The sequence below is a fragment of the Streptomyces sp. JJ36 genome, from assembly GCF_021696945.1.
Taxonomy (GTDB): Bacteria; Actinomycetota; Actinomycetes; order Streptomycetales; family Streptomycetaceae; genus Streptomyces.
In genome coordinates this window covers 1-18,236 of sequence record NZ_JACYHE010000100.1, presented here as the reverse complement: position 1 = coordinate 18,236, position 18,236 = coordinate 1, and the positions used below count along the sequence as shown (strand labels likewise).

Below are 18,236 nucleotides of genomic sequence, written 5' to 3'. Positions count from 1 at the left end.
GCCGCCGGGCCGGGCGCCCCTGCGGGCGGGCAGGCCGCGGTGTACGGCGGCGCAGCGGGCGCTCCCGCGGGGGCGTACCCCGGCGGCCCGGAGGACGCCGCCGCGGCGAACGGGCAGCCCGCGTACGCGTACACCGGCGAGGCCGCCGGCCCGCGGGTGACCGTCCCGGTCGGCCCGGGACGGGAGCGCCCGCTCGGCACCGCCGGGGGGCCGGGCGGCGGCACCGGCCACGCCTACGCGCCCAGTCAGGAGCAGCTCTTCCTGGCGCCTCCCGCCACCGCGGAGCCGGACCCCGCACCGGAGCCCGCACCGCCGCCCCCGGAGGAGGCGTCCGAGGAACCCCCGGCCCCGCGCCCGGAGCCCGCGCCGGAACCGGACCCGTACGACGAGCCCGTGGGCATACCCGACGGGATCCCCCGCGAGGAGATGTACTTCGAGGCGTACCGCCAGTTCTGCGCGGCGCAGGGCTCCTTCCCGACGGCCCGTCAGCTCGCCCGCGCGCTCGAGGAGAGCTTCGGGGTGACCAACGCCGCGGGCGGCCCGCTGAGCGAGGCGTACCTGCGCACGTACATGCGGGAGTTCCGGGACCGCTACAACACCGAGATGGGCATGGCCGGCTGACTCCCGGCTGCCCGCCGCCCGCGCCGGGCGCCCTGAACGGTACCCCGGGGACGGGCCCCGTCTTCCTCGCACCGTGAGCCGCCGCACGGCGGCGCGCTGCCTCACCGGGCCACCCCCGGCGGCCGCGGCGCGCCGGAGGGCGGACAGCCCCGGCTGCGGGGGTGTGGTCAGGCTCCCAGGAGCTTGCGGACCCGGTCCGCGCCCACCGCGAGCAGCAGCGTGGGCAGCCGGGGACCGGTGTCCCGGCCGACGAGCAGCCGGTAGACCAGGACGAAGAAGGCACGCTGCGCCTTCTTCAGCTCCGGGGTCGGCTTGGCGTCCGGGTCGAGCCCGGCGCGTACCTTCGGCACCCCGTACACCAGGGCCGTCAGGCCGTCCAGGGACCAGTGCTCGTCGAGCCCGTCCAGCAGCAGCCGCAGCGACGCCCGCTCCTCCTCGTCGAGGGAGGCCAGCAGCTCCGCGTCGGGCTCGTCCCGCACCCGGGTCCGCTGGTCCTCCGGCACCTGGGTGGTGGTCCAGCGCTCGGCGCGGTCGAGCCGGGGACGGGTCTCGTCCAGCGAACGGACGGGCCGCTCCGGGTCCAGCTCGTTCAGGATGCGGAGCGTCTGGTCCTCGGCGCCGGCGGTGATGTCCACGACCGAGGAGAGGGTGCGGAAGGGCAGCGGGCGGGGCGTCGCCGGCAGCGGCCCGGCGGCCGTGGTGGAGGCGCGCCGGTGCGCCGCCACGTCGGCGGGCTGGGCGGAGCCGTCGGTGATCTTCCGGCCGAGGGCGTCCCACTCGTCGTAGGTGCGCAGGATCTCCTGGTCGAAGGCGACCTTGAAGGACTGGTTCGGCTTGCGGCGGGCGTAGAGCCAGCGCAGCAGCGGCACCTCCATGATCTCCAGGGCGTCGGCCGGGGTCGGCACCCCGCCCTTGGAGCTGGACATCTTGGCCATGCCGCTGATGCCGACGAAGGCGTACATCGGCCCGATGGGCTGCTCGCCGCCGAAGATCTCCTTGACGAGCTGCCCGCCGACCACGAAGGAGGAGCCGGGCGACTGGTGGTCCACCCCGCTGGGCTCGAAGATCACGCCCTCGTACGCCCAGCGCATCGGCCAGTCGACCTTCCACACCAGCTTGCCGCGGGTGTACTCGCGGAGCAGCACGGTCTCCTGGTGGCCGCAGGCGCAGACGTAGCTCAGCTCGGTGCTGTCGTCGTCGTAGGCGGTGACCGTGGTGAGGTCGCGGTCGCAGGCCGAGCAGTAGGGCTTGTACGGGTAGTACGCGCCGCCGGCGCCGCCGGCGCTGTCCTCCTCGGCGGCCGCCCCCGAGCCCTCCTCGGCCTCCAGCTCCGCAGCGTCCTTCGACTTCTGCTGCTTCTTCTGCTGCTGCTTGCCCTTGGTGCGGTAGCGGTCCAGCACGGCGTCGATCCGCTGCCGCTCGCGCATGGCGAAGAGGATCTGCTCGCGGTAGGCGCCGGAGGTGTACATCTCCGTCTGGCTGATGCCCCGGTACTCCACGCCCAGCGCGGTCAGCGCGCCGGCCATCGCCGCCCTGAAGTGCTCGGCCCAGCTCCCGTACGCGCTGCCGCGGGGCGGCGGCACCGAGGTCAGCGGCTTGCCGATGTGCTCGGCCCAGGAGTCGTCGACGCCCTCGACGCCCGCGGGGACCTTGCGGAAGCGGTCGTAGTCGTCCCAGGAGATCAGGTGCTCGCACGGCACGCCGCGCCGCTTGATCTCGTCCGCGACCAGGTGCGGGACCATGACCTCGCGCAGGTTTCCCAGGTGGATGGGGCCGGAGGGGCTGAGCCCGGAGGCGCAGACGACCGCCGGCGCGTCGCCCGCCGGCGACGCTTTGCCCTGGGCGCGGCGCTCCGCCTCGGCGATGACGTCATCGGCGATACGGGAGACCCAGTCGGCCTCGGGGGTGGTCTGTGCCACGTCCGGTACTTCCTTCTCGTGCGCGCGTCGGCAGGTGTGCGACCCCATTGTCCCATCCGGAAAACGCGTCGCGGGTCACGGCCGGTGACGTGGGATACTGAGGGGCATTCCCTTGTACGCCGACGGAACGGTGATCACTTCCATGGCCTCGGTCCAGTCCCTCTCCGCTGCGGTCCACCAGCGTCTCGCGGAGGCACTCTCGGCAGCCCTGCCGGAAGCGCCCGGAGCGGATCCGCTGCTGCGACGCAGCGACCGGGCGGACTTCCAGGCCAACGGCATGCTGGCGCTCGCGAAGCAGCTCAAGGGCAATCCGCGGGAGCTGGCGGGGAAGGTCGTGGCGGCGCTCCCGGCGAACGACGAGATCAAGGAGATCGAGGTCTCCGGCCCCGGCTTCCTGAACATCACCGTCGCCGACGAGGCCCTGCTGCGGACGCTCGCCGCCCGCGCCGCGGACGACCGGCTGGGCGTCCCGTACAAGGAGCACCCCGGCACCTCGGTGGTCGACTACGCGCAGCCGAACGTCGCCAAGGAGATGCACGTCGGTCATCTGCGGTCGACGGTGATCGGCGACGCGATCGTGCAGCTTCTGGAGCACCGGGGCGAGACGGTGATCCGGCGGCACCACATCGGCGACTGGGGCACCCAGTTCGGCATGCTCACGCAGTATCTGATCGAGCACCCGCACGAGCTGGACCACGAGTCGGACGCGGCCGCCGGGGACGGGGAGGCCGCCGAGGGCAGCGCCGCGATGGCGCGGCTGAACCGCCTCTACCGCGCCTCCAAGGTGCTCTTCGACTCCGACGAGGGCTTCAAGCAGCGCGCCCGGGACCGGCTGGTGCTGCTCCAGTCCGGGGACGAGGAGACCCTGGCCCTGTGGCACAAGATCGTCGACGAGTCGAAGATCTACTTCCAGGGCGTCTACCGGCAGCTCGACGTCGAGGTCCGGGACGAGGACACCGTCGGCGAGAGCGCCTACAACGACGACCTGCAGAACGTCGTGAAGGACCTGGAGGAGTCCGGGGTCGCGGTGCGCTCCGAGGGCGCGCTGTGCGTGTTCTTCGACGACGTGAAGGGCCCGGACGGGACCCCCACGCCGCTGATCGTGCAGAAGTCCAACGGCGGCTTCGGCTACGCGGCGACCGACCTCGCCGCCATCCGGAACCGGATCGGCGAGCTCAAGGCCGACACCCTGCTGTACGTGGTCGACGCGCGGCAGGCGCTGCACTTCCGGATGGTCTTCGACACCGCCCGGCGGGCCGGCTGGCTGCCGGAGGACGCGGCACGGCAGCTCCCCTTCGGCACCGTGCTGGGCAGGGACGGCAAACCGTTCAAGACCCGGGAGGGCGAGACGGTACGGCTGGTCGACCTGCTGGACGAGGCGGTCGGCCGGGCGGCCGAGGTGGTGCGCGAGAAGTCCGAGAAGCTGGGGCTGTCGGAGGAGGAGATCGCCGAGCGCGCCTCCCAGGTGGGCGTCGGCGCGATCAAGTACGCGGACCTCTCCAACTCCATGACCCGGGACTACGTCTTCGACCTGGACCGGATGGTGTCGCTGAACGGCGACACCAGCGTCTACCTCCAGTACGCGTACGCCCGTATCCGGTCCATCATGCGGATGGCCGGGGAGGGCGCCGAGGGCGCCGCACACCCGGAGCTGCCGCTGAAGCCGGCGGAGCGGGCGCTGGCGCTGCACCTGGACGAGTTCGCCGAGACGCTGGCGCACGCGGCCGACCTCTACGAGCCGCACAAGCTGGCGGCGTACCTCTACCAGCTCGCGTCGCTCTTCACCACCTTCTACGACCAGTGCCCCGTGCTGAAGGCCGAGGACGGCGCACAGCAGCGGGAGAACCGGCTCTTCCTCTGCGCGCTGACGGCGCGCACCCTGCACCAGGGCATGGCGCTGCTCGGCATCCGCACCCCCGAGCGTCTCTGACCCCGGGACGGTCGCGCGGGGTGCGGCGGCTCAGCCCGCCGCACCCGCGTCGCCGTACAGCGGCAGGCCGTCGGTCCGCAGCCGCACCTTGAGGCCGTCGAGCACGACGTCGTCGCCGTACCGCTTGTGCAGGCGCCCCTGGTACACGCCGTCGCGGGGCTCGGTGTGGAGCGTCCAGGTGCCGTCGCGCGGGTCGACGACCAGATAGGCGGGGACCTCCGCCTCCGCGTACCAGCCGACCATGTCCCGGGTGTCCTTGGTGCTGTTCCCCCGGGAGACGACCTCCAGGACGAACTCGACGCTACCGGGCTCGGCGAGCCAGTCGTCGGAGTCGGCAGTGGCCACGTCACACACCATGAGATCCGGCGTCGCGTAGTCCTCGGGGTCGTGCGGAAGGGACAGCGAAGCCACCTGTAGCGGTTCGTAGCCCTCCGGAAGGGCCGGACGAAGCTGGTCGTAGATGGCGTTGATGATGTGCGCGTGCTTGAGACGCGGCGTCGGAGACATCATGAGGACACCCCGGATGATCTCGGCACGCAGACCGGTGGCCTCCTCGGCCGCCTCGGCGGCCTTACGCAGCATGCTCATGCGAACCTCCGGGACGGTGAGCGTCATGCAGTACCCCCTTCTCCGTGCTGGTCAGTTTACGGTCGGCTCCGGCTCGGCGGCAGGCGACGAGCCGGGGCCGATCATCGCACTCCGTGACACGGTCTGCGCAGGCCGTCACACCATCGGGGGGCCGCAGCCGGGCGGGCCGGGAAACGGCTGAAGGGCCGGGAGGGAACCCTGCGGGTTTCCTGCGCGGGGCAGTTCGGCATGGGTACCATCTCGGGCGCCGAGGACGCCGGACCGCCCGAGAGGATCGCGCATGCTGCCGAAGCCGACCCGACGCACCGCTCTGCAGGGAATGGCCGCCGCGGCGGTGGTGGTGGGGTTCGATCCGGGGGCCCGCGCCTGGGCCACCGAACGCCCCTCCGCGTCCGGGGAGTTCGCGGAGGCACCGGGGCTCGACGGCGCCCTGCTCACGGACGACGCCTCGCGGGAGGCCGCGGCCGACGACTACGGGCACATCGTGCACCGCCGCCCCGCGGCCGTGCTGCGGCCGGGCTCGGTGCTCGACATCGTGCGGATGGTGCGGTTCTGCCGCCGGCACGGCATCTCCGTCGCCCCGCGCGGCCAGGGCCACGCGACCCACGGTCAGGCGCAGGTCGAGGGCGGTCTGGTGGTGGAGACCGCACCGCTCGCGGAGATCGGCCCGGTGCAGGGCGACACCGTGACCGTGGGCGCGGGAGTGCTGTGGAGCACCCTGGCCCAGGCCACGCTGGAGCACGGCCTCACCCCGCCGGTCTTCACCGACTATCTGGAGCTGTCGGTCGGCGGCACCGTCTCCGTCGGCGGCCTCGGCGGCCAGACGCACCGGCACGGCGCCCAGGTGGACACGGTGACCGAGCTTCAGGTCGTGACGGGCGCGGGCGAGTTCCTGCGGTGCAGCGCCGCGCGGCACCCGGAGCTGTTCGACGCCGTACGGGCGGGGCTCGGCCAGTGCGCGATCGTCGTCGGCGCCACGCTGCGGCTGGTGACGGCCCCGCAGACGGTGCGGCACTACCTGCTGCCCTACGACGACCTGCACACCTTCCTGGAGGACCAGCGGCGGCTGGTGCAGGAGGGCCGGTTCGCCTATGTGGAGGGGCAGGTGGAGCCGGACGACGCAGGTAGCTACCGGCGCTATCTGCTGGAGGCGGTGGCCTACGGCCCGCCCGCCGGGCCGGAGCCGGACGACGCCCGGCTGCTCCGCGGACTGCGCCACGACCCCGCGGGGTTGACGGCACAGGACCTGGACTACTACGCCTTCCTGGACCGGCTGGGGCCCGTCGTGGCCCAGCTCAGGGAGGCGGGGCTGTGGGACTACGCGCACCCCTGGCTGAACCTGCTGCTCCCGGGCGACGAGGCGGAGCCGCTCGCGGACCGCATCCTGGCCGGACTCACCCCCGCGGACGTCGGCCCGGCCGGCGTGGTGCTGCTCTACCCGCTGCGCAGGGAGCTGCTGCGCACCCCGCTGCTGCGGATGCCGGACGACCCGGTGCCGTGGCTGCTGGCGGTGCTCCGCACCTGCCCGCCGGACGACCAGGAGACGGTGGACCGGCTGCTGGCGGCGAACCGCGTGGCGTACGAGGCGGTGCGGGACGGCGGCGGCACACAGTACCCGGTGGGGTCCGTCCCGTTCCGCCGCGCCGACTGGCGCGACCACTACGGCCCCGCCTTCCCGGCCCTGGCGGCCGCCCGGGAGCGCTACGACCCCGACGGCATCCTGGTGCCGGGCCAGGGCATCTTCTGAGCGCCGGCGGGCGGCACGGGCGGCCCGGGCAAGCCGCCGGCCGGGCTGCGCCGGTGCGGGCCCGGCAGCACGCGGCGCCGGGACTCCCGCCGTCGGCCGGCCCGGCGGCCGCCCGCCCGCACCGCCGGGCCCCCCGCGCCCGGCGGTGCGGGAGTCAGGGCAGCCGGCGCCGCAGCACCACGAAGGCGGCACCGGCGACGAGGGCGGCCAGGCCCAGGACGATCGCGGTCTCGACGAGCTGGAGCGGCCACTGGTGCGCGGTGGGGTGGACGACGGCGTAGGCGTCGTCGAGTCTCTCCCGCTCCAGACACCGCCGCGCCTCCTCCGCCGTGTCGGCGCCCCAGCACGAGGAGCGCCCCGCGCCCAGGCGCTCGCCCGTCCCCGCGACCAGCCCCGTCTCGAGCTGCCAGGCGTCGGCCGGCACGTCCAGGGCGTTCCGCCCGTGCAGCGTCGTCGTCGGCCACAGCGCGGAGCGGTGGCGGTCGGCGGCGAGGTGCACGAGCAGCAGGACAGCGAGGGAGACCGCCATCGCGGGCAGGGCGCGCCGCAGCAGCAGTCCGGCGAGCGCGCCCACGGCCAGTGCGAGGAGGACGTAGGCGACGGTGACGGGGCCGAGGGCGCGGTAGGTGTCGGCCAGGTACCAGTCCGGCCGCAGATGCTCGTCCCCCGCGCTCCACACCCAGCGGAAGAGCCCGGTCGACAGGGCGGTGCCGGCGGTGAGCAACAGCGCGGCGACGCCGAGCCGGACGGCCAGCCAGCGCCACGGCGGCACCGACTGGGTCCAGGCCAGCGCGGCGGTGCCGCTCTCCAGCTCCCTGCCGATCAGTGCGCCCCCGGCGAAGACCGCGACGGCGAGCGGCAGCCAGGCGAGCACGGTGGAGGCCCCGGACGCCGCCCAGGTGTAGGAGGTGATGGCCTCGGAGGAGAGCTCACAGGGCAGCACGCCGGCCGGGTTGCAGGGTTCGTTGGCCCGCTGCGCCTCCTCGCCCAGCGCGTACAGCCAGAGCATCCCGGCCGTCCCGGCTCCCACCGCGGCGGTCCAGCACCACAGCGCGGTGCGGTGGGTGCGGAGCACCACCCAGGTCATCCCGCGCGGCCGGTGGGGCCGGTACGGACTCCGGGTGCGCGCGGAGCCGGCGACGGTGGCGGTGCGTGCGGTCATGCGGCGACCTCCTGGGGCGGGTCGGGACGGACGGCGCCGGTCAGCAGCGGCGGTGCGGCCGGATTCCGCAGATGGGCGAGGACGACCTCCTCCAGAGTGGGGCGTTCGGCCTCCCAGAGCGTGGTGTCCACGGGCCCGCGGGGGCGGACCAGGGCGGTGCGGCCGCGTCCGGCGGGGCGCTCCTCCACCACGGTGTGCGGAGTGAGTCCCGGTCCGGTGCCGGTCAGCAGGGTGTGGGCGGTGCGGAGTTCCTCGTGTCCGCCGCCGAGCAGCACCCGCCCGCCGCCGAGCAGCAGCAGGGTGTCGCAGGCGTCCTCCAGTTCGGCGACGACGTGGGAGGACATGACCACCGTGGTGCCGTTCTCGGCGGCCTCGGCGAGCAGTGCGCCGCTCAGCTCGTGCCGGGCGAGCGGGTCGAGGTCGGCCATCGGCTCGTCCAGCAGCAGCACGTCGGCCCGCTTCCCGAGGGCCAGGGCGAGGGCCAGCCGGGTCCGCTGACCGCCGGAGAGCGACCGTACGGGGGTGCCGGAGCGCAGCCCGGTGCCGTAGGCAAGTCGTTCGGCGGCTTCCTGATCCCAGCGGCCGGGGTTCAGTTCGGCGCCGAGACGCAGGGTGGCGCGGACGGTGAGCTGCGGGTGGAGCGGCTTGTGCTGGGCGACGTACGCGAACCGCTCACGGGCCGCGGCCGGCGACGCCCCGAGTACCCGTACGGCCCCGGACCGGGGGCGCAACAGCCCGGCCGCCAGCCCCAGCAGGGTGGACTTCCCCGACCCGTTCGGCCCGACGAGGGCGCAGACGCGGCCGGCGGGGAGGCGGAAGGAGAGGTCCCGCACGACGGGGTCCTTGCGGCGGCCGTACCCGGCGGTGAGCCCGGACGCCTCCAGCGCGGCGGGGCCCGGGCCGGCCCCGGGGGCCGCGGGGCCCGGAGGGTGCCCGCCGTCCCCGGAGCAGCCCGGCGGTCCGGTGCGCTCCGGTGGTGCGGGCCGATCGGCGTGGTCCTCGGGCCGGCCGCCCGGGCCGGTGTGTGCGCTCATTCCTCCCCCTCGGGAAACTCCTGGTCCAGTGCGGCGCGGCAGAGCGCCTCGGTGTCCTCCCGGCCGAGACCGGCCCTCCGTGCCCGGCGCATCCAGGCGCCGAGTTCGGCGGCGAGCGGCGACCCGACGGCCGCTCCGCCGCCGCCCAGCGAGGCGCGGACGAAGGTGCCGAGCCCGCGGCGTGCCTCGACCAGCCCCTCGCGCTCCAGCTCCCGGTAGGCCTTGAGCACGGTGTTCGGGTTGACCGCGGTCGCCTCGACGACCTCCCTGGCGGTCGGCAGCCGGTCGCCGGGCTCCAGCAGACCCAACCGCAGGGCCTGCTTGGTCTGCTGGACGATCTGCAGATACGTGGCGACACCGCTCCGCCGGTCGATCCGGAAGGCGACCACGCGACACCACCCTTTCACTAATCAAGTAGTGAAAGGGTGGTGGACGGACGGCGCGGAGTCAAGCCGGCGTCGCCCCCTCGGGCGGAGAACGCGCGATCGGTGGCATGTCGCGGACGCAGTGGGTGACGATGTGCGTACAGCACGTCATCAGCGCATGTGAACCGCCGCCTCTGACGGCCGACAGGAGAAGCCCCCGATGGAAGCCGACGACGGACTCGCGCCGCTCACCGACGCCGAAGCAGCCCGCACGGAACTGGCCGACGCGTTGCGCCGCCACGGCATCACGCTGCCGTCCCTGCGGGTGGACGCGGCCTCGTGCGCGGGACGGCCCGCGCGACCGCTGATCGACCTCGGCCGCTGCGACGTCCGGACGACCCGGCACCTCAGCGCCGCGCTGCGGGCCGTGCCCGCCGAGGAGCGCTGAGATGCCCGGAAGAGCGCGCTCGCGCACCGGCCGGCTGCTCGCCGCCCTCGCCGCCGCGGTCGCGCGACGCCGCGACCGGCGGGCGGCGTCGCCCACCCCCGCGCTCGCCACCGACCGGCCCGCTCCCCCGTGCGCACCCGTACGCCGGGTGCTGGTCCGCGCGTACCGGCCGCCGCTCCTCCCGGAGCCCACGGGGCGGCAGCCGGAGCCCGCGCCGCTCGACGGCGACGCCTCGCTCCTGGTGCGGCCCTATCTGACGGCCCATGAGCGGGACGAGCGCCGCACCGCCCTCGCGCTGACGCCCGAGCCCGCCGGGACCGGTCCCTGGCTGGTGCACGAGCCACTCACCGCCCTCCCCGGGGACGGTCCATGGCCCACCGGATCACCCCTCGGCGACACCCCGCCCACCGGGCCGCCCCTCGGCGACGCGCGTCCCGCCGGACCCCGGCCCGGCGAGGGCCTGCCCCCCGGAGACGGCGCATGCAGCGCAGTCGGTCTCGGCGACACCCCGCCCGCCGGGGCCCGGCCGGTGCGCCGTGTGCCCGCCTGCTCCCGGAGAGGGGAGTGCGCTCCCGCCGCTTCCGGCCGCGGGAACGGCCCGCGATGACGTCGACGCTGCGCGCCTACCGCGTCCGCGAGGACGGCACCCGCAGCCGTACGCCCGGCCGCGCTCGGGAGGGGCGGCCGGGCACCCCGCCGGCGGCACGGGGCACTCAGCGGCGGGCGGTGAGCAGCTGCGCGGCGTGGACGGCCCAGTAGCTGAGGATGAGGCCCGCGCCGGCACGGGTGAAACCGGTGAGCGTCTCCAGGATCGCCGCGTCCCGGTCGATCCACCCCTTCTCGGCGGCGGCCTCGACCATCGCGTACTCCCCGGAGATCTGGTAGACCCCGACCGGCACGTCGGCGCGCTCCGCGACGTCGCGGAGGATGTCCAGGTACGGCAGGCCCGGCTTGACCATCACCATGTCCGCGCCCTCGGCGAGGTCCAGGGCCAGCTCGCGGCGGGCCTCCCGGGCGTTGGCGGCGTCCTGCTGGTACGTCTTGCGGTCGCCCTGGAGCGAGGAGGCGACGGCCTCGCGGAACGGGCCGTAGAAGGCGGAGGAGTACTTCGCGGTGTAGGCGAAGAGGGACACGTCCTGGTGGCCGGCGGCGTCCAGGGCGGCCCGTACGTGACCGACCTGACCGTCCATCATGCCGCTGGGCCCGAGCACCTGGGCGCCGGCGTCGGCCTGGACCCGGGCCATCTCGGCGTACCGCTCCAGCGTGGCGTCGTTGTCCACCCGGCCCCGCGCGTCCAGGACGCCGCAGTGGCCGTGGTCGGTGTACTCGTCCAGGCAGAGGTCGGACATGAGGACCAGCTCGTCGCCGACCTCGGCACGGACGTCCCGCAGGGCGCGCTGGAGGATGCCGTCCGGATCGGTCCCCCGCGAACCGACCGGGTCCTTCTCCAGCGGGACGCCGAAGAGCATCAGCCCGCCGACGCCCGCCTCGACGGCCTCGACGGCGGCCCGGCGCAGCGTGTCCCGGGTGTGCTGCACCACGCCCGGCATGGAGGAGACCGGCACCGGCTCGCTGATGCCCTCCCGCACGAAGGCGGGCAGGATCAGGTCGGCCGGGTGCGTGCGGTGCTCGGCGACCATCCGGCGCATGGCCGGGGTGGTCCGCAGCCGGCGCGGGCGGGCGGCGGGGAAGCTGCCGTGGCTGCTGACGGGGCTTCCGGTGCCGCCGGGGTGCACGGTGCTCACGAGGTGCGGGCCCTCCTTCTCGCCGGACGCTTCTCGCTGGGACGCTTCACCGTCTCGCCCGCCTCGACGGCGGCCGCCCGGCGCTGTGCGCCGAAGTCCGCCAGCGCCTCGGCCAGCCGGTGCACGGACGGCTCGGGCGACAGCACGTCCACCCGGAGTCCGTGCTCCTCGGCGGTCTTCGCCGTGGCGGGGCCGATGCAGGCGATGACGGTGACGTTGTGCGGCTTGCCCGCGATGCCGACCAGGTTCCGCACCGTGGAGGACGAGGTGAAGAGCACCGCGTCGAACCCGCCGCCCTTGATGGCCTCCCGGGTGGGGGCGGGCGGCGGCGAGGCGCGCACGGTCCGGTAGGCGGTGACGTCGTCCACCTCCCAGCCCAGTTCGATCAGGCCGGCGACGAGGGTCTCGGTGGCGATGTCGGCACGCGGCAGGAAGACGCGGTCGATCGGGTCGAACACCGGGTCGTACGGCGGCCAGTCCTCCAGCAGCCCGGCCGCGGACTGCTCGCCGCTGGGCACCAGGTCCGGCTTGACGCCGAAGGCGATCAGCGCCTTGGCGGTCTGCTCGCCGACGGCCGCCACCTTGATGCCGGCGAAGGCACGGGCGTCCAGCCCGTACTCCTCGAACTTCTCCCGCACCGCCTTCACGGCGTTGACGGAGGTGAACGCGATCCACTCGTAGCGGCCGGTGACCAGGCCCTTGACGGCCCGCTCCATCTGCTGCGGCGTGCGCGGCGGCTCCACGGCGATGGTGGGCACCTCGGCCGGTACGGCGCCGTAGGACCGGAGCTGGTCGGAGAGCGAGGCCGCCTGCTCCTTGGTGCGCGGCACCAGGACCTGCCAGCCGAAGAGCGGCTTGGACTCGAACCACGCGAGCTGGTCCCGCTGCGCGGGCGCGCTCCGCTCGCCGACCACGGCTATCACCGGCTGCCCTCCGTCGGCCGCGGGCAGCACCTTGGCGGACTTCAGGGTCTGCGCGAGGGTGCCCAGGGTGGCGGTCCAGGTGCGCTGCCGGGTGGTGGTGCCGGCGGCGGTGACGGTGATCGGGGTGTCCGGCTTCCGCCCGGCGGCGACCAGCTCGCCCGCGGCGCCGGCCACGTCCTCCAGGGTGGTGGAGACGACGACGGTGGCGTCGCTGGCGCCGATCTCCGTCCAGCATCTGTCGTCGGCGCCCCGGGCGTCGACGAACCGGACGTCGGTGCCGTGGGCGTCGCGCAGCGGCACCCCCGCGTAGGCGGGCACGCCGACGGCGGTGGCGATGCCGGGCACCACCTCGAAGGTGACGCCCTCGGCGGCGCAGGCGAGCATCTCCTCGGCCGCGTCCGCGTCCAGGCCCGGGTCGCCGGCGACGGCACGCACCACCCGCTTGCCGCCGCGCGCGGCCGCCATGACAACATTGGCCCAATCGCGCGCGGAGCCGGGCGTCTTGGCGGCCCCAGCCGGTGCGGCGTCCGGGGATGCGTCGTCGGAGCCGTCCGCCGGCTGGAGTGGGGTGTCCACACCTGCCCGGGCGTGGGTACGCACGATCTCGTACACCTGCGGGTCGGCGATCAGGACGTCCGCGCGGGAGAGCGCCTCGACGGCGCGCAGCGTGAGCAGGCCCGGGTCGCCGGGGCCCGCGCCGAGGAACGTGACGTGCCCGTGCGCGCCGTGCAACGGCGCGGGGGACCGCTCGGTCTCGCCGCCGGTGCGCCCGGACCGCGCCGCCTGCGCAGGCTGTGCGGCCTGCCCCGGCTGCGACGACGCCTGCGCGGACTCGGCCCGCCGGGCACCGGCGCCCTGGGTGCCGGTCCGCTGGGTGCTGCCGCGGCCCGCCTTGGCGGACCGCGCGGCCTTGCTGGTCGGCGTGTTGGTGGTGGGGCTCAAAGTGCTCGCTCCCCCATCAGACCGGCCGCGCCCTTGGCGAGCATCTCGTCGGCGAGTTCGCGCCCCATACGCTGCGGGGTCGCGGTCTCACCGGCGGACGCCGGGACGGGACCGGTGGTGGACAGCTGCACCAGCGTCTTGCCGTCGGGGGTGCCGACGACGCCACGCAGGCGCATTTCGGTGACGGCCTGCCCGTCGACCAGGAGGTCGGCGAGAGCGCCCACCGGGGCGCTGCAGCCGGCCTCCAGGGCGGCGAGCAGGGTTCGCTCGGCGGTGACGGCGGCCCGCGTGTGCGGGTCGTCGAGCGCCGCGAGCTGTGCGGCCAGGTGCGCGTCGGACGTCGCGCACTCGACCGCCAGCGCCCCCTGGCCGGGGGCGGGAAGCACGGTGTCCGGGGTGAGCAGCTCGGTGGCCTCGTCGATCCTGCCGATACGGTTCAGCCCGGCGGCGGCGAGCACGACGGCGTCGAGCTCGCCGGAGCGCACGTACCCGATTCGCGTGTCGATATTCCCCCGGATCGGAGTGGCCTCGATCTCCCTGCCGAGCCCGCGGGCCCAGGAGTTGAGCTGGGCCATACGGCGGGGGGAGCCGGTGCCGATGCGCGCGGGCCGCCCGGCGGCCTGTGCGGAGCGGACGAGCCGTTCGAAGCCCAGCCCGTCCCGGGCTATCAAGGCGTCCCGCGGGTCCTCGCGCGGCGGCACGGCCGCCAGCGTCAGCTCCGGGGGCTGGGTGGTCGGCAGGTCCTTGAGCGAGTGCACCGCGAAGTCGATCCGGCCGCTCAGCAGGGCCTCGCGCAGCGCGGTGACGAACACCCCGGTGCCGCCGATCTGCGCCAGGTGCTCCCGGCTGGTGTCGCCGTAGGTGGTGATCTCGACCAGCTCGACCGGGACTCCGGTGACCTGCCGGACCTGTTCGGCGACCCGGGCGGACTGGGCCGTGGCCAGCGTGCTCCGGCGGGTGCCCAGCCGGAGGGGACGGGTACCGGCGCCGTGGGTGGTGCTCATGGGCGCTCCTGTTCCGGGTTGCTGACCGCGGCGACGGCCTGCGGGTCGAGGTCGAAGAGCTCGCGCAGCGCGTCGGCGTAGCCGGCCCCGCCCGGCTCCCCGGCGAGCTGCTTGACCCGTACGGTCGGGGCGTGCAGCAGCTTGTCGACCACGCGGCGCACGGTCTGCGTGATCTCGGCTCGCTGCTTGTCGTCGAGCCCCTGGAGCCGGCCCTCCAGCCGGGCCATCTCGGCGGCCACCACGTCGGAGGCCATGGCCCGCAGGGCGACCACGGTGGGGGTGATGACGGCGGCGCGCTGCGCGGCGCCGAAGGCGGCGACCTCGTCCGAGACGATGCCGCGCACCGCGTCCACGTCGGCGGCCATCGGGGCGTCGGCGGACGCCTCGGCCAGCGACTCGATGTCGACCAGGCAGGCGCCCTCCAGGCGGTGCGTGGCCGCGTCGATGTCCCGGGGCATGGCCAGGTCGAGGAGGGCGAGCCGGGGGGCGGCGGCCGCGGACGCGCCGGAGGCCCGGCGGGTGGCGAGGGCGTCCCGCACCGCGTCTGCGGTGAGCACCAGGCCGGTGGCGCCGGTGCAGGAGACCACCACGTCCGCGTGCGGCAGCTCGGCGGTGAGGTCCTCGACGGCGACCGTGCGGGCCCGGGTGCCCGGGCCGAACTCCTCGGCGAGCCCGGCGGCGAGGCGTTCCGCGCGGGAGGCGGTCCGGTTGGCGATCACCAGTTCGGTGGCACCGCGGCGCGCGAGGGTCGTGGCGGCCAGGGAGGACATCGAGCCGGCCCCGATCACCAGCGCCCGGCGGCCCGCGAGCCAGCTCCCCCCGGTGTCCGCGGCCCCGCGCCCGGCGGTGGCGCCGGCGGCCTCGGCCAGGGTCTCCAGGCCGAAGGTGACCAGGGACTGCCCGGCCCGGTCGATGCCGGTCTCGGTGTGCGCCCGCTTGCCGACCCGCAGGGCCTGCTGGAAGAGGTCGTTGAGCAGCCGCCCGGCCGTGTGCTCCTCCTGGGCGACGGCGAGCGCGTCCTTGATCTGGCCGAGGATCTGGCCCTCCCCGACGACCATCGAGTCGAGCCCGCAGGCCACCGAGAAGAGGTGGTGCACGGCCCGGTCCTCGTAGTGCACGTAGAGGTAGGGGGTGAGCTCCTCCAGGCCGACCCGGCTGTGCCGGGCGAGCATCGTGGACAGCTCCGCGACGCCCGCGTGGAACTTGTCCACGTCCGCGTAGAGCTCGATGCGGTTGCAGGTGGAGAGCACCGCGGCCTCGGCGGCGGGTTCGGTGCCCACGGTGTCCTGGAGGAGCTTGCCGCGCAGCCCGTTCTCCAGCGCCGCCCGCTCCAGCACGCTCACCGGGGCGCTGCGGTGGCTCAGCCCGACGACCAGGAGACTCATGCCGGCATCACGGCGGGCACGTCCCCGTCGGGTCCCGTGTCGGGGCGCTTGGTCACCGCGGCGGCGGGCGGCGCCGCGGGCGGTGCCGTCTCCTCCTCCGCCGGGGCCTCCTCGCCGGCCTTCCGCTGCTCGTGGAAGGCGAGGATCTGCAGCTCTATGGAGAGGTCGACCTTCCGCACGTCCACGCCCTCCGGCACGGAGAGCACGGTGGGCGCGAAGTTGAGGATCGAGGTGACGCCCGCACCGACGAGCCGGTCGCAGACCTGCTGCGCGGCCCCGGCCGGGGTGGCGATGACGCCGATGGACACGCCGTTGCCGGCGATGATCTTCTCGAGCTCGTCGGTGTGCTGCACCCGGATGCCGGCCACCGGCTTGCCGGCCATCGCCGGGTCGGCGTCTATCAGGGCGGCGACCCGGAAGCCGCGGGAGGCGAAGCCGCCGTAGTTGGCCAGGGCGGCGCCGAGGTTGCCGATACCGACGATCACGACCGGCCAGTCCTGGGTGAGACCGAGCTCACGGGAGATCTGGTAGACGAGGTACTCCACGTCGTAGCCGACGCCGCGGGTGCCGTAGGAGCCGAGGTAGGAGAAGTCCTTGCGCAGCTTCGCCGAGTTGACCCCCGCCGCGGCCGCCAGCTCCTCGGACGAGACCGTGGGCACCGAGCGCTCGGAGAGCGCGGTCAGCGCCCGCAGATACAGCGGGAGACGGGCGACGGTGGCCTCGGGAATCCCTCGGCTCCGGCTCGTCGCCGGTCGGTGAGTTCGGCCAGTTGCCACGGTGCTCCTGCCGGTTGCGCGAAGCGGTGAGCGGTCGTACGTCACGTACGTCCCCGCGCACATGTCCGGACCGCTCCGTCGCGACCAGGCTATGCCTTTGTGAACGCGTGCACAAAGATGGTGTCCGTTTTGCCCGGCCAACGTGACCGGCGCCACATGCGCCAAGGCGGACACGCGTCACACTCCTCACGTATGCGCCCCCGAACGGCAAAACGACCTCGATGATAGTCGAAATCCAGCCGGTTCCGGACCCGCCGCCGGACCGCCCCGCCCCCGGTGACCGGCCGGCCTCAGCCCGCCAGCGCGCTGCGCAGCCGCTCCGGATCGACCCGCCAGAAGTCGTGCTGAGCGCCGTCCACCAGCACCACCGGGATCTGCTCCCAGTACTTCCGGTACAGCTCCGCGTCCTGATTGATGTCCCTTTCCTCCCAGGTGGCGCCTGTCTCGGAACAGACCTTGGCGATGGTGTCCCGGGCGACCTCGCAGAGGTGGCAGCCGGGCTTGCCGATCAACGTCACCGTCTTCATGGGGCCATTGTCCCGCTCCGCGGCCGCTGCGCCGTCCCCCGCCGGGCCTCCCCTCGCGCGTCCGTTCCGTTTCGCCGCTCCGACATCCGCGCGTAACGGACTCGGCGCCCGAAATGGCTATGCTCGGGCCATGCCTCTACCCCCTTGGCTCACCCCGCGCAAGCGCTCCGCGACCGCGCGCAGCGTGCTGGCGGGTGAGGCCGCCGCGGAGGCGGCACGCAAGCAGGAGCTGGAGCGCGCGGCGGAGGACCGGGCCGCCGCCGAGGCCGAGGCCGACGCCGCCGCGGAGGCCGGGCAGCCGGAGTTCCCCGTCGTCGGCGACACCCGGGCGGCGGCCTTCTTCGACCTCGACAACACCGTGATGCAGGGCGCCGCCCTCTTCCACTTCGGGCGCGGCCTGTACAAGCGGAAGTTCTTCCGGAAGAGCGAGCTGATGCGGTTCGCCTGGCAGCAGGCGTACTTCCGGCTCGCCGGGTCCGAGCACGCCGGGCACATGCAGGACGCCCGGGACAGCGCCCTCTCCATCGTCCAAGGCCACCGGGTCTCGGAGCTGACGGAGATCGGCGAGGAGATCTACGACGAGTACATGGCCGGCCGCATCTGGCCCGGCACCCGGGCGCTCGCCCAGGCGCACCTGGACGCCGGGCAGAAGGTGTGGCTGGTCACCGCGGCCCCGGTGGAGACGGCCACCATCATCGCCCGCCGTCTCGGGCTGACCGGCGCCCTGGGCACCGTCGCCGAGTCCCTGGACGGCGTCTACACCGGACGGCTGGTGGGCGAACCGCTGCACGGCCCGGCCAAGGCGGAGGCCGTACGGGCGCTGGCGGCCGCGGAGGGCCTGGACCTGGCGCGGTGCGCCGCCTACAGCGACTCGGCGAACGACATCCCGATGCTGTCGCTGGTGGGCCACCCCTACGCGATCAACCCCGACAGCCGCCTGCGCGCCCACGCCGCCGAGCACGGCTGGCGGCTGCGCGACTACCGCACCGGGCGCAAGGCCGCGAAGGTCGGCATCCCGGCGGCGGCCGGGGTCGGCGCGGTGGCCGGCGGGGCGGCCGCGGCCCTGGCCATCCAGCGGCGCCGCCGCTGAACCCTGCCCCTCCGCCACCGGCCGGCGGCC

At 74.7% G+C, this 18,236-nt stretch carries 16 protein-coding genes and 1 pseudogene; 6 read left to right on the top strand and 11 right to left on the bottom strand.

Going from position 1 to position 18,236, the window contains the following annotated elements; genetic code table 11:
• A pseudogene (locus tag HOY81_RS25100) lies at positions 1 to 621 on the top strand (hypothetical protein); the annotation flags it as partial.
• A 167-nt stretch (positions 622 to 788) separates the two neighbouring features.
• On the opposite strand, the gene lysS reads toward HOY81_RS25100, so the two are convergent.
• Entirely contained in the window at positions 789 to 2,540 is a 1,752-nt protein-coding gene (gene lysS / locus HOY81_RS25095) for a lysine--tRNA ligase (protein ID WP_237322986.1), read from the bottom strand.
• Positions 2,541 to 2,682: 142 nt separating this feature from the next.
• Here lysS and argS point away from each other — a divergent pair, with 142 nt between their 5' ends.
• Positions 2,683 to 4,470 carry an arginine--tRNA ligase gene (gene argS / locus HOY81_RS25090; RefSeq protein WP_237322989.1) on the top strand — a complete coding sequence of 596 codons (1,788 nt, stop codon included), beginning with the start codon at positions 2,683 to 2,685 and terminating at the stop codon, positions 4,468 to 4,470.
• Positions 4,471 to 4,500: 30 nt separating this feature from the next.
• On the opposite strand, the gene HOY81_RS25085 is transcribed toward argS, so the two are convergent.
• Complete coding sequence (locus tag HOY81_RS25085) at positions 4,501 to 5,058, bottom strand: Uma2 family endonuclease (protein WP_237322985.1); 558 nt, start codon at positions 5,056 to 5,058, stop codon at positions 4,501 to 4,503.
• A gap of 280 nt (positions 5,059 to 5,338) precedes the next feature.
• Between HOY81_RS25085 and HOY81_RS25080 the strand changes: the two genes are divergently transcribed.
• Positions 5,339 to 6,805 (top strand): FAD-binding protein, encoded by a 1,467-nt coding sequence (locus tag HOY81_RS25080; protein ID WP_237322984.1) that lies wholly within the window; start codon positions 5,339 to 5,341, stop codon positions 6,803 to 6,805.
• A 154-nt stretch (positions 6,806 to 6,959) separates the two neighbouring features.
• Here HOY81_RS25080 and HOY81_RS25075 read toward each other — a convergent pair whose 3' ends face one another.
• Genes HOY81_RS25075 through HOY81_RS25065 form a run of 3 tightly spaced genes read right to left on the bottom strand, consistent with a single transcriptional unit; the run spans position 6,960 to position 9,390 of the window.
• Complete coding sequence (locus HOY81_RS25075; protein WP_237322983.1) at positions 6,960 to 7,967, bottom strand: hypothetical protein; 1,008 nt, start codon at positions 7,965 to 7,967, stop codon at positions 6,960 to 6,962.
• Entirely contained in the window at positions 7,964 to 9,001 is a 1,038-nt protein-coding gene (locus tag HOY81_RS25070) for an ATP-binding cassette domain-containing protein (RefSeq protein ID WP_237322982.1), read from the bottom strand. Before HOY81_RS25070 ends, HOY81_RS25075 begins: the two co-directional genes overlap by 4 nt.
• Positions 8,998 to 9,390: a GntR family transcriptional regulator gene (locus HOY81_RS25065; RefSeq protein ID WP_237322981.1), complete on the bottom strand. Its 393-nt coding sequence runs from the start codon at positions 9,388 to 9,390 to the stop codon at positions 8,998 to 9,000. Before HOY81_RS25065 ends, HOY81_RS25070 begins: the two co-directional genes overlap by 4 nt.
• Positions 9,391 to 9,586: 196 nt before the next feature.
• Between HOY81_RS25065 and HOY81_RS25060 the strand changes: the two genes are divergently transcribed.
• On the top strand, positions 9,587 to 9,814 hold the full coding sequence (locus HOY81_RS25060) for a hypothetical protein (protein WP_237322980.1): 228 nt from the start codon (positions 9,587 to 9,589) through the stop codon (positions 9,812 to 9,814).
• Between the two features lies 1 nt (position 9,815).
• Positions 9,816 to 10,421 carry a hypothetical protein gene (locus tag HOY81_RS25055; RefSeq protein WP_237322979.1) on the top strand — a complete coding sequence of 202 codons (606 nt, stop codon included), beginning with the start codon at positions 9,816 to 9,818 and terminating at the stop codon, positions 10,419 to 10,421.
• Between the two features lie 106 nt (positions 10,422 to 10,527).
• Here HOY81_RS25055 and hemB read toward each other — a convergent pair whose 3' ends face one another.
• From hemB to HOY81_RS25025, 6 genes are all read right to left on the bottom strand, one after another.
• Positions 10,528 to 11,550 carry a porphobilinogen synthase gene (gene hemB, locus HOY81_RS25050; protein WP_308341197.1) on the bottom strand — a complete coding sequence of 341 codons (1,023 nt, stop codon included), beginning with the start codon at positions 11,548 to 11,550 and terminating at the stop codon, positions 10,528 to 10,530.
• A 5-nt stretch (positions 11,551 to 11,555) separates the two neighbouring features.
• Entirely contained in the window at positions 11,556 to 13,214 is a 1,659-nt protein-coding gene (locus HOY81_RS25045; RefSeq protein WP_237322987.1) for a bifunctional uroporphyrinogen-III C-methyltransferase/uroporphyrinogen-III synthase, read from the bottom strand.
• A 206-nt stretch (positions 13,215 to 13,420) separates the two neighbouring features.
• Complete coding sequence (gene hemC, locus HOY81_RS25040) at positions 13,421 to 14,428, bottom strand: hydroxymethylbilane synthase (protein WP_237322978.1); 1,008 nt, start codon at positions 14,426 to 14,428, stop codon at positions 13,421 to 13,423.
• On the bottom strand, positions 14,425 to 15,813 hold the full coding sequence (locus HOY81_RS25035; RefSeq protein WP_237322977.1) for a glutamyl-tRNA reductase: 1,389 nt from the start codon (positions 15,811 to 15,813) through the stop codon (positions 14,425 to 14,427). Before HOY81_RS25035 ends, hemC begins: the two co-directional genes overlap by 4 nt.
• Entirely contained in the window at positions 15,810 to 16,589 is a 780-nt protein-coding gene (locus HOY81_RS25030) for a redox-sensing transcriptional repressor Rex (protein ID WP_237322976.1), read from the bottom strand. The genes HOY81_RS25035 and HOY81_RS25030 overlap by 4 nt, the downstream gene beginning before the upstream one ends.
• A 290-nt stretch (positions 16,590 to 16,879) precedes the next feature.
• Positions 16,880 to 17,116 (bottom strand): glutaredoxin family protein, encoded by a 237-nt coding sequence (locus HOY81_RS25025; RefSeq protein WP_237322975.1) that lies wholly within the window; start codon positions 17,114 to 17,116, stop codon positions 16,880 to 16,882.
• Between the two features lie 130 nt (positions 17,117 to 17,246).
• Here HOY81_RS25025 and HOY81_RS25020 point away from each other — a divergent pair, with 130 nt between their 5' ends.
• A complete protein-coding gene (locus HOY81_RS25020; RefSeq protein WP_237322974.1) occupies positions 17,247 to 18,206 on the top strand; it encodes an HAD family phosphatase in 960 nt (319 codons plus the stop codon).
• Positions 18,207 to 18,236 lie beyond the last annotated feature (30 nt).